Source organism: Polaribacter staleyi (assembly GCF_038024045.1).
In the GTDB taxonomy this organism is placed as follows: Bacteria; Bacteroidota; Bacteroidia; order Flavobacteriales; family Flavobacteriaceae; genus Polaribacter; species Polaribacter butkevichii.
The window spans coordinates 441,038-455,070 of record NZ_CP150665.1 but is presented as its reverse complement, the minus strand read 5'-3'; the positions used below and the strand labels follow the sequence as shown (position 1 = coordinate 455,070).

At 29.8% G+C, this 14,033-nt stretch carries 9 protein-coding genes, 3 tRNA genes and 1 riboswitch; of the genes, 2 read left to right on the top strand and 10 right to left on the bottom strand.

Annotated elements, in window-relative coordinates:
* Nucleotides 1–836: 836 nt before the first annotated feature.
* The 4 genes from WHD07_RS01685 to WHD07_RS01670 are packed head-to-tail and all read right to left on the bottom strand — an operon-like array spanning nt 837 to nt 4,734.
* On the bottom strand, nt 837–1,841 hold the full coding sequence (locus tag WHD07_RS01685; RefSeq protein ID WP_105048593.1) for an AAA family ATPase: 1,005 nt from the start codon (nt 1,839–1,841) through the stop codon (nt 837–839).
* A 3-nt stretch (nt 1,842–1,844) separates the two neighbouring features.
* The gene (locus tag WHD07_RS01680) at nt 1,845–3,056 is read right to left on the bottom strand and encodes a DUF4350 domain-containing protein (protein ID WP_343329792.1); all 1,212 of its coding nucleotides are present in this window, start codon (nt 3,054–3,056) and stop codon (nt 1,845–1,847) included.
* On the bottom strand, nt 3,053–3,769 hold the full coding sequence (locus tag WHD07_RS01675; RefSeq protein ID WP_343329791.1) for a hypothetical protein: 717 nt from the start codon (nt 3,767–3,769) through the stop codon (nt 3,053–3,055). Before WHD07_RS01675 ends, WHD07_RS01680 begins: the two co-directional genes overlap by 4 nt.
* On the bottom strand, nt 3,769–4,734 hold the full coding sequence (locus WHD07_RS01670; protein ID WP_105049365.1) for a stage II sporulation protein M: 966 nt from the start codon (nt 4,732–4,734) through the stop codon (nt 3,769–3,771). Before WHD07_RS01670 ends, WHD07_RS01675 begins: the two co-directional genes overlap by 1 nt.
* Nucleotides 4,735–4,756: 22 nt before the next feature.
* Here WHD07_RS01670 and WHD07_RS01665 point away from each other — a divergent pair, with 22 nt between their 5' ends.
* Nucleotides 4,757–5,569: an RDD family protein gene (locus WHD07_RS01665; RefSeq protein ID WP_343329790.1), complete on the top strand. Its 813-nt coding sequence runs from the start codon at nt 4,757–4,759 to the stop codon at nt 5,567–5,569.
* A gap of 1,009 nt (nt 5,570–6,578) precedes the next feature.
* Here WHD07_RS01665 and WHD07_RS01660 read toward each other — a convergent pair.
* Nucleotides 6,579–9,218, bottom strand: coding sequence for a hypothetical protein (locus WHD07_RS01660; protein WP_343329789.1), 2,640 nt, complete (start codon nt 9,216–9,218; stop codon nt 6,579–6,581).
* Nucleotides 9,219–9,439: 221 nt separating this feature from the next.
* Nucleotides 9,440–9,539: riboswitch (SAM-I-IV-variant riboswitch) on the top strand.
* Between the two features lie 49 nt (nt 9,540–9,588).
* Between WHD07_RS01660 and WHD07_RS01655 the strand changes: the two genes are divergently transcribed.
* Nucleotides 9,589–10,896, top strand: a complete 1,308-nt coding sequence (locus tag WHD07_RS01655; RefSeq protein WP_343329788.1) for a Na+/H+ antiporter NhaC family protein — start codon at nt 9,589–9,591, stop codon at nt 10,894–10,896.
* Nucleotides 10,897–10,989: 93 nt separating this feature from the next.
* On the opposite strand, the gene WHD07_RS01650 is transcribed toward WHD07_RS01655, so the two are convergent.
* The 5 genes from WHD07_RS01650 to WHD07_RS01630 form a co-directional block, all read right to left on the bottom strand.
* Complete coding sequence (locus tag WHD07_RS01650) at nt 10,990–12,084, bottom strand: alkene reductase (protein WP_343329787.1); 1,095 nt, start codon at nt 12,082–12,084, stop codon at nt 10,990–10,992.
* A 425-nt stretch (nt 12,085–12,509) separates the two neighbouring features.
* Nucleotides 12,510–12,591 (bottom strand) — tRNA-Tyr (locus tag WHD07_RS01645).
* Between the two features lie 132 nt (nt 12,592–12,723).
* Nucleotides 12,724–12,805, bottom strand: a tRNA-Tyr gene (locus WHD07_RS01640).
* 57 nt (nt 12,806–12,862) lie between these two features.
* Nucleotides 12,863–12,936: transfer RNA gene (locus tag WHD07_RS01635), tRNA-Thr, on the bottom strand.
* A 206-nt stretch (nt 12,937–13,142) separates the two neighbouring features.
* Nucleotides 13,143–13,955, bottom strand: a complete 813-nt coding sequence (locus WHD07_RS01630; RefSeq protein ID WP_105048573.1) for an SDR family NAD(P)-dependent oxidoreductase — start codon at nt 13,953–13,955, stop codon at nt 13,143–13,145.
* Between the last annotated feature and the right edge of the window lie 78 nt (nt 13,956–14,033).

The following is a 14,033-nucleotide window of genomic DNA, read 5'->3' as shown; positions in this document are numbered from 1 at the left end:
ACTGATTAGATTTCTCAATCGTTCCTCATTTCGAAATGATATAAAGATTAACTCGTAATCTCTACGTATTTAACTGTTTGTTCCCTTTGTCATTCCTGTGAAAACAGGAATCCAGACTTACTTGATTATGGATTCCTGCCTACGCAGGAATGACAAACTGTACTTATTTCATCTCACGCCTGTCATTCCGAATGCTACTGATTAGATTTCTCAATCGTTCCTCAATTCGAAATGACATAAAAATTAACTCGTAATCTCTACGTATTTAACTGTTTGTTCCCTTTGTCATTCCTGTGAAAACAGGAATCCATGCTTGCTTGGTTATGGATTCCTGCCTGCGCAGGAATGACAAACTGTACTTATTTCATCTCACGCCTGTCATTCCGAATGCTACTGATTAGATTTCTCAATCGTTTCTCAATTCGAAATGACATAAAAATTAACTCGTAATCTTTACATTATTAATACTTGTTTTCCTTTGTCATTCCTGTGAAAACAGGAATCCATGCTTGCTTGGTTATGGATTCCTGCCTGCGCAGGAATGACAAACTGTATTTATTTCATCTCACGCCTGTCATTCCGAATGCTACTGATTAGATTTCTCAATCGTTCCTAATTCGAAATGACATAAAGATTAACTCGTAATCTCTACGTATTTAACTGTTTGTTCCCTTTGTCATTGCGAGGAACGAAGCAATCTCTACTGAACAAAGAACTAAATAACAAACAGATTACTTCGTTCCTCGTAATGACGCGTGTTTTTTTCAATGTTAATCTGAGATTTATCGAAGACTTCCTACTTGTTTTACTGATAATTGATTGCTGGTCAACAAGAACTACCTCGGAATCTCCACCGCCTCAATAATTTGTTCTATAATTTGTTTACTCGTTAACCCTTCCATTTCTCTTTCTGGTGTAACAATTACTCTGTGTTCTAAAACCGGAATGGTAGCTCTTTTAATATCTTCTGGGGTTACAAAATCGCGACCTTCTATGGCAGCAAATGCTTTTGAAGCCCCTAAAATAGCAATACTTGCTCTTGGTGAAGCGCCTAAATATAAAAACGAGTTAGAACGCGTATTCACCACAATATTTGCAATGTATTTTAGTAAATTATCTTCAATTTTAATCTGATTGACTAAATTTCTAAACTCAACAATTTTTTTACCTGTAATTACCGTTTCTATTTTACTTGCTTTAGTAGTGTTTTCTAAAGCTTGCTCTTTCAACAAAATTTCTAATTCCTCATCAGCATTTGGGTATTCTACATTAATTTTAAATAAAAAACGATCTAATTGTGCTTCTGGTAATCTGTAAGTTCCTTCTTGTTCTATAGGGTTTTGCGTTGCTAACACCACAAAAGGCTCTTCCATTTTAAAGGTTTGTCCGTCTATAGTAATTTGCTTTTCTTCCATCACCTCAAACAAAGCAGCTTGTGTTTTTGCAGGCGCTCTATTAATTTCATCAATTAAAATCATGCTAGAAAAAATAGGCCCTTTTTTAAACTCAAATTCAGACGTTTTTACATTAAAAACAGAAGTTCCTAAAATATCCGAAGGCATTAAATCTGGTGTAAACTGAATTCTACTAAAACCAACATCAATAGTTCTTGCTAGCAATTTAGCGGTAATAGTTTTTGCTACTCCAGGAACCCCTTCTATTAAAACATGACCATCTGCAAGGAGGGAAACGATTAATAAATCCATCATGTCTTTTTGACCGACAATTACCTTTTGCAATTGCTTTTTAATCTTAAAAACACTCTCTTGTAATTCCGATAAATCTATTCTATTTTCGAATGATAAATTTTCTTGTACTTCCTCGTTATTTGGTACTTCCATATCTTATTTATTAAAGAAATTTTCAATCATTTTATGTAATACAACTAATTCTTCTTCAGAACATTCTATCTTCTTATTTAAAGCGATAATTGTATTTACTAAATATTTTGTTTTTTGCAATTCATTACCAGATTTAGATGCTAATTTCTCTATAAAATCGGCATTTAAATTAGCTGTACTTAGCAAGTATTTAGAACGGACTTTTTCTAAAAAGTAGGCTATTTTTTTATCAACCAAATTCTTATGATCTTGTTCTTTTAAATACAAATTGGCAATGGTTTGTGTAAATGCAACAGTAGAGTTTTTTAAAGGTTCTATAATAGGAATCGGACGTTGTTTTCTTCTAGCGTTAAAAAGCATAAACAATAATAACCCAATTAAAGAGACAAATAAAAACCAGGTTAAAGTTTTATGTGCTAAAAAAAATTTAAATACGTTGGTATTGTCTTCTTTTTCATCTTGATATTTACTCGATTTTATCTGTGGATCCCAAATAACAGGTGCATTTGGCAAATAAGAAAGCACATTTGCTGCATACGCTTCGTTTCCGTTTAATAAATTGTAATTGGTAAACGCAATAGGTTGTGTGTGTAGGTAAAAAGCCCCTTTACCATGATGAATTTTTATAAAATTGGGTACTTTTTCTCCATCAACTTCCATAGTTCCCAAAACACTGGTAGAATTTTTATTGTATTGTAAAAAATAATTTCTGCGGATGTTTCTATCAAACGTAAAAGAGGTTTTAGAAAATTGATCATTTTTCAACTGAAAAGTAGCTTTTAACTCTTTTAAGGCTTTTACTTTATAAACATCCTTATCTAAATTATTTGTGGTAAACTTTAAAGACGTTTTTAAAGTATCTCTAAAATTGTTAAAAGCCAAAAAGACATTATTTCCTTTGGCAACAAAGTTTAAAAGCTCTGTTGTGGTTCCGTTTGTATATTTATATCCACTGTGTTTTATAGATATATAATTTTTATTTTTTAAACTATCAACTACCGAATTAAACAATAAATAATCGTAAATGTTCTGTTTTAATAAGGTAACGAGGTCATTATTAAAAAGTGTTGAAGCTTCGTTATAAATGATGTAATTACCAAACGGACTTTTCTCTTTTTCTTTAAAATTTTCATTCCAATCTGTTTTATTACAGCCTGTTAATGCAAAAAAGAGGAGGAGCGGAGCGTATTTTTTCAACTGTTGAAGTAGCATCATTTTAAAGAGTTTTTAAAAGATTTGTACTTGTTTTCAGCCAATTTAAAGTTGGTTTCATCTATGGGGAAATCTCCATACCAAACATACGAATAGACATACGATAAATAAGAAAATTCGGTTCTGGTTTGTGTATTTTCAATTTCAAAAAGGTATTCTGAATTGGTTTTATCTTTATGATAATCAATCAGTTTCTTGTTGGATAAAACTTTTAAAACAGACAAATAGTAATACCGAACTGCCAATCTGTATTCTTTACTATGAATGGCTTTTTGTAACAAGCCATCAATATCTGTTTCATGAATATCTTCGTCTTCGTAAACTAATTTTTTAGCAACTTTCTTTTTTGTTTGTTTAAAGTTCCAGAAACTGGCATCTGTACCCAAGAATGTTTTAAGAATGATAAAAATGATAATTGCACCTAATAAAAAAGGAAAGATGTTACTAATAAAATAAAGGATAGCACCTACAATAGCAGCACCTGCAGCGGAATCTTCTTTTTTATCTTCCTTTTTCTCTGCTTCTTCTGTATATACAAACTCTTTATCGTTGTATTTTTCTTTTAAATTTTCGTTAAACGATCTTTTTTGAGAAAATTCAATGGTTTTTTCATAGTGTATTGTGTCTTTTTCTAAAAGAAGAAGACTATCATTTTTAATCTGCCCAAAACCAATGGTTGCAAAAAAAAGTAAGAAAAGAAATACTCTTTTTTTCATCAACGTAAATGGTGTTTATTAGCTACCTTAAAAGGTAAAATTAGGTAGTAATAACTGATAGTTGCCAAACTAAAACCAATAATAGCAAAACAAATTATAGTAGGCATTGTATTAGAATATCTTGTAATATACCCTTCTAAAAAAGCCGCCATTAAGGTAAACGGAATGGTGCTTATAAAGATATAAAAGCCAGCTTTCATGCCACGTTTAAAAGACTCAAAACGTTTGTAAGCTCCCGGAAATAAAATACTTGCGCCAACAATATAACCTGCTGCAGCTTCTATAATCATTCCAAAAATCTCATACGTTCCATGAATCCAAATTCCTTTTAAACTATCAAACAAACTGTTATTTTGATAGAAAAATGCTTGAAAAACCGCCACCATAATGGCATTATAAACTACATAAAAACCAGTGCCTATTCCAATAAATAATCCAGATAGAAACATATTTAGGCCTACACGTTGGTTATTATCGTAAATACCAATAAAACTCCCCCAATTACTACCGCCTTTGTAAATAGCCATGGCATCGCCACTTTCTATATTTTCTAACGTTTTGTCTATATAATTATCGCCTAAAATTTGACGTGCAAAAGAAGCATCATTTAAAGTAGATAATAAACCGATGAAAAAGCAGGCAAAAAAGACAATAAAAGATAAGTAAATATATTTTCTGTATTGGTAGGCGAGTAGTGGTACTTTATCAAAAAAGAAATATAAAAACACGTTTTTATCACGCCTTTTAGAGTGGTACACCTTGTCAAAGCTAGACTTTGCTAACTTATTTAAATACACGGTAACTTTACTTTTTGGGTAGTAAGTTTGGGCATATACCAAATCGTTCATGATTTTTATATGCAGGTTGGCAATGTCATCTGGACTTTTTTTCTCTTTATTTGAAAAACCTTGTTCAAATTCGAGCCATTTTTCTTTATTTTGCTTTATAAAAGCGACCTCTCTCATTACGAGCGAATTTAAACATTGCATGAAAAGACTCCAAATAAAAACAGCACAAAATGTAAACATCAATTTTACCCTTGCAAATGTGGGGCAAAGGCTCTTGGCGTTTGGTTTAGACAATGTAATTAAATTTGCATATCTCTATTTTGCAATCAAGTTTTTAGACTTTAAAATGTTTGATACCGCTGTAAACGGAGATTCTTGGTCTATACGTGCATTAGATGTAATGGTTTTTTTACCCATTACATTTTATTCTTTGTACACAGAAATATGGTTAGACGGACAAACAGTAGGCAAGAAATTACTACACTTAAAAGTGATAAATATTGATGGTTTTAAACCTTCTACCACAGATTTTATGATGCGTTGGTTTTTAAGAATGGTAGATTTTAACTTATTTACCTTGTTGTTTGTGTACGTTGCCTCATTAGGCTTAGATAGTGAAACAGCCTTATTGATGCTGCTTTTTTTCTTTGGAAAGATGATTGGTTTCTTTTTAATTTTATTTACCGATAATAACCAACGTTTTGGTGATATCATTGCCAATACTGTGGTTATTTACCTAAAGGATGATGTGAAATTTTCTGAAACCATTTTAGAAAATATTTCAAATACCTACGTGCCCACGTATCCGAATGTGATTAAATTGTCTGATAATGATGCACGTATTATTAAAAACACGTTTCGTTCTGCTAAGAAATTTAGTGACTATAAAACCTTAATAAAATTGCGTTCTAAAATTTTAGAAGTCACCGGAATTAAATCTGTTCATAAAAGTGATACCGAATTTATAGATGTGGTTTTAAAAGATTATAATTATTACACACAGAATATGTAATTTTTCATGTTCAGAATTAATAGTGGTTATTATAGATAAGGAGTGTTGTTAAAAAATCTATTTAACATAATATAAATTATAGTACATTTATATAGTGATTTCTGTATAGCCGTATTTCAGGCTATTTACACATAATATCAGATATAATGTCTTTAGACTTATATCGATAGATATTATGTTAAAAGAAATTACGGCTATCAAGTTCGAATTCTAATTGTGTAGCTATAATTCTCTATTATGTAAAATATCCCAGAAAGCTCTGAACATCCAATAAACATTAGTTTGGGGTTGTTTTAAAATTCGTCAACAAGTGTCAATTATATTTTCGTAGAATCTCGTATTTGGTATTATTAAATGATATTATTTAAATACTCTATTCTAATAAACATTCGAACTATAATAATTTGTAGCTATAATTCGCCATGGCGCCTGTGCTGAACTTGTTGAAGTATTAAATTGCCTCTTGCAAAAAAGGCTCGATTGCTTTTTAAAAATAATTATGCTACGCAGTAATTTTTTTAAACACAATTTTCCAACGCTTGCAGCCGCACAAAAGCTAACATTTTTAGTTTGTATGAAATTCTGTTATTCTACAATAATCCGTCAGTATTTTTTTCTAATATCATTTTCGTAAACTTCCCACAAGAGCATAAATTTTAAGAAAAATAAAATTCTATGCACTTGTTCTATTATGAACTATTATTGAAGTTTCTTTTGGTTAGTACTTTTAATATTATGTTAAATAGATATTATAATCCCTACTATTAATCATTTATTACTTTCTTTTTTTCCTTGATGAAAAAAGAAACAAAAAAATCAAGACTTACATATATTTTTGGAAACAATTACGGTTCGTTTCTCTATATTTTATGATAGATTCTAACTTTTAAGACTATTTTTAGAGGTATTATAAAATAGGTAAACTTAAGAATATGTATTGCTAACACCCTAAAATATTACGTTCCACTCTCCTATTGTTTTGCCAAAATTATATTATGTCAGTAGCAAATCAAAAATGCTTACTTCTATTATCTTTCCTAGCTCTATTAATTAATTTTAAGTCAGGGTTATTTGTTTTAAAGTAATGTTTTGCTCTACATTTATGCATTAGATTACCTAATATTCTTCTATCTTTAACTTCAGTAACATTGTAATTAAATTGTACTTTTAATGTTGTTGCAATATCTGATAAGAAAAAAGAGTTTTTATCTAGTTCGACTATATACTTATCAATTATAATGTTCCAATTTTTGGGTCTCTCATTTGCTATAAGTAGCATTAGTTCATGTTTTAAAAGTGAATTACTTTCATTTATAGCCTTACTACATATTAAAGGCCCCATTTTATTTGAAAACAAATCATTTTTAAAAAAACTAACAACATTTGTAGGTACAGACAGTAAAACTCTAAGTCGTTTCTCTTCTTTATTACTTATATTAAAATCATCATCATTTAATTCAAATCTTGCTCCTTCAAAAGCAGCATTTCCTTTATCTGCTAATATTGGAGTTAATATTATTAATAATTTAGAGACTTCATTCCAACCTCTTAAAATATCATCAAGAAATTCTTTTTTTAAGTTAGAATCTACAAAATCACTATTCCTTAGAACTCTTGAACTAGCAGTTATTTGTCGCATTAAAACTTTAAAAGAATAATCCTTCATAACAGAATTAATAACCTGATTATATGGTCTTACTTGATCATAATGTTTATCATTATATTTATCTTTTAGCTCATCTGGTAACCCTGAAGAAATTACATTTTTACTTATTTTCTCTTCTTCTTTTTCTAAACTTTCAACATTTGGTTCCCATGAAATAGAATTATAAGGATTTAAATTACCAGGTATTTTAACTTTATCTTTAACACTCTCTAATGTTTCTCTAATGTCATCTTTTAAGACCTTTAAAGCATCTTCTTTATTTCTATCAATACCTGAATAAAATTCCATTATTTCAGGAAAATCAATATATCTTTTCTCTTTATAAATATCTTCTTTAAACGTTAAATTAAGATTCATTCTATGAGCTATAAAATAAAATACCCAGTATACATTCTTAAAGAAATATAAATCAATTCTTTTCGCAAATATTGCATTATCAATTAGAACTTGAAATAAATAATCCAAATCTAAATCAATATAATTTTCTTCACAAAAATCTTGTAACTCTCTTTTAAAATAATCTTCTGAAAATTCAAAATCATTTCTTTTTAGAAGGAGTTCACAGAAAAAACCTAACACATATGTACAGTCTTTAATATCAGGTTTTTTACTCTTGTAAGTTGGTATATCATATTCTTCAAAAATTATAGATAAAATAGTATCTAATAATTTTGTCCTATTTACCGAAGAATGTTCTACTCCAATTTTTGAGGAAGCTTTTAATATAGCTAAACAATTTTTTGCTGTTCTGTGAATATTTAAGACTTCTAAATCATTTGTAACTTTGTCTAATAATATATCATTGTCTTCGTTAAAAGAGTTATTTATTATATATTGGTTTACAATTTTTCTTATTTCGCTTTGAGGTAATGATAGTAAATAATATGTCAAAAAACTCCTATTAATTTTCACATCATCTTCATCTTCATTAGTTGTCAAAAACAAATCGTTTCCTATTGTATTAAGTATAATTATAGGGATTTCTTTAAAGTTATCTGAAACATTTTTAATCATTTTTAAAGTACCAGATTCTTCAAAACATATAGAATCTATAATTATACAATCAATATTTTCTCTATTTTTTAAATAATCATTGGTAATAATCTGTTCTATATTTTTTACTATTTTATGTTTCTTGGTTAACTTTGAATCTATATAAACAAATGTTTTTCCAATTTTCCAAGCTTCTAGTTTTAGATAATGAGCTAATGATGTTAAACCAAATTCAGAAGGTGCTTTTATTATTAAGTTTTTTGTATTGTTTAAAATTTCAGAAAGATCAATATTATTTTCAATATTTTTAGTAGGGTTTTTTGATATGTTATTAGATTTACTAATTATAGGTTCAATCCATATTGGAGCATCTTCGTTAAATGATTTTAAAGACTTTTTTAAGTCATCATCTAGTTTAACTCTAATTCTATCAATTGTCTCAACAACTTCTTTAGATTGAAATTTAGTTGAAAGCCCTTTTATAAATAATTCTAAAACCCTTTCTAACTCTTTTTTAAATTCTATGACACCTTCATAATCTATATATAAACCATTTGTTCCTATCTTTTTTTTAAATTCTTGGACTTTATTATATTGTATAAAATCAAGTTCTTTTGGGTTTACATTTTCATTGTTAAAAAAGAAAACTATTTTAGGTAAAGAATTATTAGACTTTTTTTCTAAAGCTTTGATGTATTCATGTTCAGTTCCACTACCTGCAATTTTTGTAGGAGTTCCGAATCTATATCTCATTATACCTATAAAAATATCATAATTAGATTTTTCAACTGAATCATCTATTATTTCTTGTCCATTTTTACCCATATCAGGTAGAACATCGTTTTCCCATTTAAAAGTTTCAAAATTTATTTTTAAATGTTTAGCTATTCCTTTATTAAGTTTTCCAATTACTTTTTCTGTAATATTTCTTTCTTCCCCACAATCACCAGGTGATGAAATAAAACATTTATAAATTACTCTTTCTTCCATTTTCATTTTTTATGAATATAAATATAAGGGTTTAAATAGAAGTAATTGCCTAAAAAAATCATTAATTAAATACATTCCATACACATTTGACACATCACTCCTATTGTCATTAAGTAAAAGTAATAGCTTAACCACTTAAAATCATACTATTTAAATTTCATAAAATTTTAACGCTTTTAAAGACATAACTATCCATTTATACACTAATTTTGCGCTCTTAAATTAATTATCAAGAATCTCAAAAAAAAGGAGATAGCAACCTGCAATAACGAGCAAGGTGCTAAATAGATAAGCCAATAAATTGGAACCAATGTTAACTCATAATTCTACTTATAAGCAGCTATGTCCTTTTTAGAAAGAAAAAAGTAACATGGCAAATTCAAACACAATTACTCCAAAATTTAGCGCATTAATTCCCTTATTCGTATTTGTATGTACGTTTTTAGGTGTTGGTATCTATCAAAACGATTTTTATGCATTACCTGCTCCCATTGCTGTAATAGTTGGTATTATTGTAGCCTTTTTAATGTTTAGACAATCTATAAACTCTAAAATTAAAACGCTGTTACAAGGTTGTGGAGATGATAAAATATTAACCATGTGTTTAATCTATTTATTAGCAGGTGCCTTTGCTACCATTACAAAATCTACAGGTAGTGTAGATGCTATTGTAAGTCTTGGGTTAGATTATATTAACATACAATATATTTACTTTGGTATTTTTATAATTGCGGGTTTCTTATCGGTTTCTACAGGTACTTCGGTGGGTGCCATTGTTGCGTTAGCACCAATTGTTATTGGTATTGCAGATAAAAGTAGTATGGACTTACCCATACTTTGTGGCGCATTATTAGGCGGTAGCATGTTTGGTGATAATCTATCTGTAATTTCTGATACCACCATTGCTGCCACTCAGTCTTTAGGCTGTAAAATGAGTGATAAATTTAAACAAAATATTAAAATTGCCGTTCCTGCTGCGTTATTTACCATTGCAATCTTAATTATTCAAGGTTTAGGATTAAAAGAGGTAGCAACTGAAACTGTAACGTATAATTATTCTGTACTAAAAATAGTACCATATTTATTGGTGATTACCTTATCTATAGTAGGTGTTAATGTATTTATAACTTTATTATTAGGTGTTCTTTCTGGCATCTTTTTAGGTTTAATCTATGGAGATTTTACACTTATTGAAGCTACTAAAATAGCTTATACTGGTTTTACAAATATGACAGAAATTTTCTTATTATCCTTGCTTACAGGTGGATTAGCGGCTTTGGTGAAAAAAAATGGAGGGATTGATTTTATACTGCTAAAAATTAAGACACTTATAAAAAGTAAAAAATCAGCTCAATTTGGCATTGCAACTTTAGTAAGCACCATCAATATGGCAATTGCTAATAATACGGTTTCTATTATAATTTCTGGTCCCATTGCAAAAACAATTAACGATGAGTACGGTTTAGACAATAAAAAAACAGCATCTATATTAGATATATTTGCTTGTATTACACAAGGACTTTTACCTTATGGCGCACAGGTTTTAATGATCTTAAGTTTCGCTAACGGAAAAATAGATTACCTAGATTTAGTTTCTAATACCTGGTATTTGGCATTGTTATTTATATATACCTTATTATTTATCAGCTTTAAACCACTAAGATTTGGTTCTAATTAAAAATAAAAACAGCATCTCAATAATTGAGATGCTCTTTTTATTTGATACTATTCTAGGAAGTAAATTCCTTGTTTAGAATATTGCTTATTTAAATTATTTAGAAGCATTTGGATAATCTGTATATCCCTTTGCTCCTTGTGTATAAAACGTGTCTTGATCCCATGCTGCTAATTCTAAATTATTTTCAAAACGCGCTACTAAATCAGGATTAGAAATAAATGGTTTTCCGTAAGCGATTAAATCGGCATCGCCAGCTTCTAAGACTTTGTTTCCTTTTTCTTGATCAAACGCTGTGTTAATCATTAACGTACCCTTATATAAAGGTCTAAAGTGTTTTGCTATTTCTGTTACTGCAAAAGGAACTTTAGAAACATCTGTAAACGGTTCTGATAAATGTACGTAGGCTAAATTGTAATCGTTAAGTTTTTTTATAATGTATTCGAACGTCGGAATGGTATCTTTATCCATGGTTATTCCGAATAAACCATCTAAAGAGGGATTAAAACGCACTCCAATTTTTTCTTGCGGAATTACTTCTTTCATAGCGTCTAAAACCTCGAAGAAAAAACGAGCCCTGTTTTCAATACTTCCTCCATAAATATCTGTTCTTTTATTAGAGCTTCCATTAAAGAATTGTTGAAACAAATATCCATTTGAAGAATGAATTTCTACACCATCAAAACCTGCTTTTACTGCATTTGCTGCTGCATTTTTAAAATCTTCTACAGTTTGTTTAATATCAGAAATCGTCATTTCCCTTGGAGTAACGGTATCCTTAAAACCTTCTGGAGTAAATGATTTTGAATTAGGATTTAAGGCCGAAGCCGAAACTGGCAATTCTCCATTATGAAAATCTGGATGAGAGATACGTCCAACATGCCAAAGTTGAATAAATATTTTTCCGCCTTTATTGTGTACACGCTTGGTTACTTTTTTCCAACCTTCTACTTGCGCATCAGTATATATTCCGGGAGTATTAATGTACCCAACGGCTTGTTTAGATACTTGAGAACCTTCTGTAATAATTAAACCAGCCGAAGCACGTTGCTCATAATACAAGCCTTGTAACTCGTCGGTTGCTACTTTACCTTCGTTATCTGCACGACTACGCGTCATTGGTGCCATAACGATTCTGTTTTTTAAATTTAAATTCTTGTTATATGGAGTTAATAAGAGTTGTTTACTCATTTTATAATGTATTAATTGTTAATGAATCTGTTATGTATTTTAACTTTTTAAACGCTACAATGTCAGTTCGAGTGTTTTGAGGGACGAAAAATTGTATCGAGAACAATTTAATAACTTAAAATACCTATTCTTGATACAAATTTTACGCATTGCAATCGTAAAATTCACTCGAATAGACTGGAATTTCATCAAAATACACAACAGGTGTTAATGAGTACAAATTTACATTAAGTCTATATCTTATTTTAGGTTTTCTCTTTTTTTAAGAATAGTTTTAACAGTAATAGTAATTTCAAGATCCTTCATAATTTTAAATAGAATGTTCTAATTACTATTTAAGCATAAAACAAATGATAGTATATTTAAGCGGGTATCGTAAAAAATTAAAAGGAGTTTAGTTTTTATATCATTATGTAGGTAAATTGTGGGGAGAGCAGGATTCGAACCTGCGAAGACGTAGTCAACGGAGTTACAGTCCGTCCTCGTTGGCCGCTTGAGTATCTCCCCTATAATTTACTATTTTAATGAACATCAAAATTACTGGCGTAATTTATTATTTTTAAAGCCGCTAGTTGGCTTTATTTTTACTAGTTATAATTTAGAAGTAGTTATTTAATGTTATCGTTAAAGTGTAAATTGTGGGGAGAGCAGGATTCGAACCTGCGAAGACGTAGTCAACGGAGTTACAGTCCGTCCTCGTTGGCCGCTTGAGTATCTCCCCTGTAATTTACTATTTTAATGAACCTCTAAATTACTTTCGTAATTTGTTGTTTTTTAGAGCCGATGGAGGGACTCGAACCCACGACCTGCTGATTACAAATCAGCTGCTCTAGCCAGCTGAGCTACATCGGCTTTTTGTTGTAAAAAACAACCCATTATTTCTAATGGCTTGCGAATATACAAAGTTTTAATAAATCAACTTAAAAAATTATATTTTTTTTCAACTTTTTGTTTAGACTGTATATTGGGTAGAAGTTGGTTGTTTTTCAAACACTTGATTTTCAGTAATTTTAATGAAAATTGTAAAAAAACATATTTTACTAAAAACTCGTAAAACCTTATACACCAATTAGTGCATCTGTTATTTGTAATAAATGTTGTCTTTTTCGTGTATCATAAGCGTCTGGATGCGCTGGTGCAAAATAACCTTTTGGATCCCCTTTATCATTATCAAAATACTTACCTGAATCATTTTTATAGTCATCAGACAATGCTAAATCTAATAAGATATCCACTCCTTTTTCTGCAGGAGACCAATGTTGTCCATAAGCTTCATTAGCCATCTTCGTGTTTAATAATGAACCAGGATTAACTGCTATAACCGTAATTTTAGGCTCTTGTTTCGCTAAATGAAAGCTCCACATGGTTAATGCTAATTTACTTTGTGCATAGGTGCTATTTGCTGAATCTTGCTCCTTCCCTATTAAAACAGCTTCAGAAACTGGTGCTTGTGCCGCAGAACTTAAATTGATAATTCTGGGTGCTTCGGATTGTTTTATGTTTTCTAATATGGCATTCGTTAACACATAAGGTGCTAAGTAATTTACCACTATTCTAATGTCTAATCCGTTTTTATTCTGAACCTCTTTCGTTTTAAAAATTCCTGCATTATTGATTAGTATATCTATTTTAGGAATGTCCTTTTTAATCTGTGCTGCTAATTTTGAAACAGCTTCTAAATCCGAAAAATCTGCTACCAAACCATGAATGCTCTGATTGTTTGTTGTTGTTTTTATTTCTGAAACAACCGCGTCTACTTTTGCTTCATTTCTTCCGTGTACATAAACCATATGTCCTTTTTCTGCCAAGTTGAAAGCGGTTAACTTTCCAATACCGTCTGTACTTCCTGTTACTATTATTGTTTTACTCATACTATTTTATTTTTTTTATTCTGATATCACCTTGAGCACATTCGAAAGGTCTTTTTATCCTCAACGATACACAAGGTG

Bases quoted from the DNA above. Each gene is read 5' to 3' on its own strand.
- WHD07_RS01665 (WP_343329790.1), top strand. From the start codon at position 4,757: ATGAAAAGACTCCAAATAAAAACAGCACAAAATGTAAACATCAATTTT.
- WHD07_RS01685 (WP_105048593.1), bottom strand. From the start codon at position 1,841: ATGGAAGTACCAAATAACGAGGAAGTACAAGAAAATTTATCATTCGAA.
- WHD07_RS01675 (WP_343329791.1), bottom strand. From the start codon at position 3,769: ATGAAAAAAAGAGTATTTCTTTTCTTACTTTTTTTTGCAACCATTGGT.
- WHD07_RS01650 (WP_343329787.1), bottom strand. From the start codon at position 12,084: ATGAGTAAACAACTCTTATTAACTCCATATAACAAGAATTTAAATTTA.
- WHD07_RS01670 (WP_105049365.1), bottom strand. From the start codon at position 4,734: ATGAGAGAGGTCGCTTTTATAAAGCAAAATAAAGAAAAATGGCTCGAA.
- WHD07_RS01660 (WP_343329789.1), bottom strand. From the start codon at position 9,218: ATGGAAGAAAGAGTAATTTATAAATGTTTTATTTCATCACCTGGTGAT.
- WHD07_RS01680 (WP_343329792.1), bottom strand. From the start codon at position 3,056: ATGATGCTACTTCAACAGTTGAAAAAATACGCTCCGCTCCTCCTCTTT.
- WHD07_RS01655 (WP_343329788.1), top strand. From the start codon at position 9,589: ATGGCAAATTCAAACACAATTACTCCAAAATTTAGCGCATTAATTCCC.
- WHD07_RS01630 (WP_105048573.1), bottom strand. From the start codon at position 13,955: ATGAGTAAAACAATAATAGTAACAGGAAGTACAGACGGTATTGGAAAG.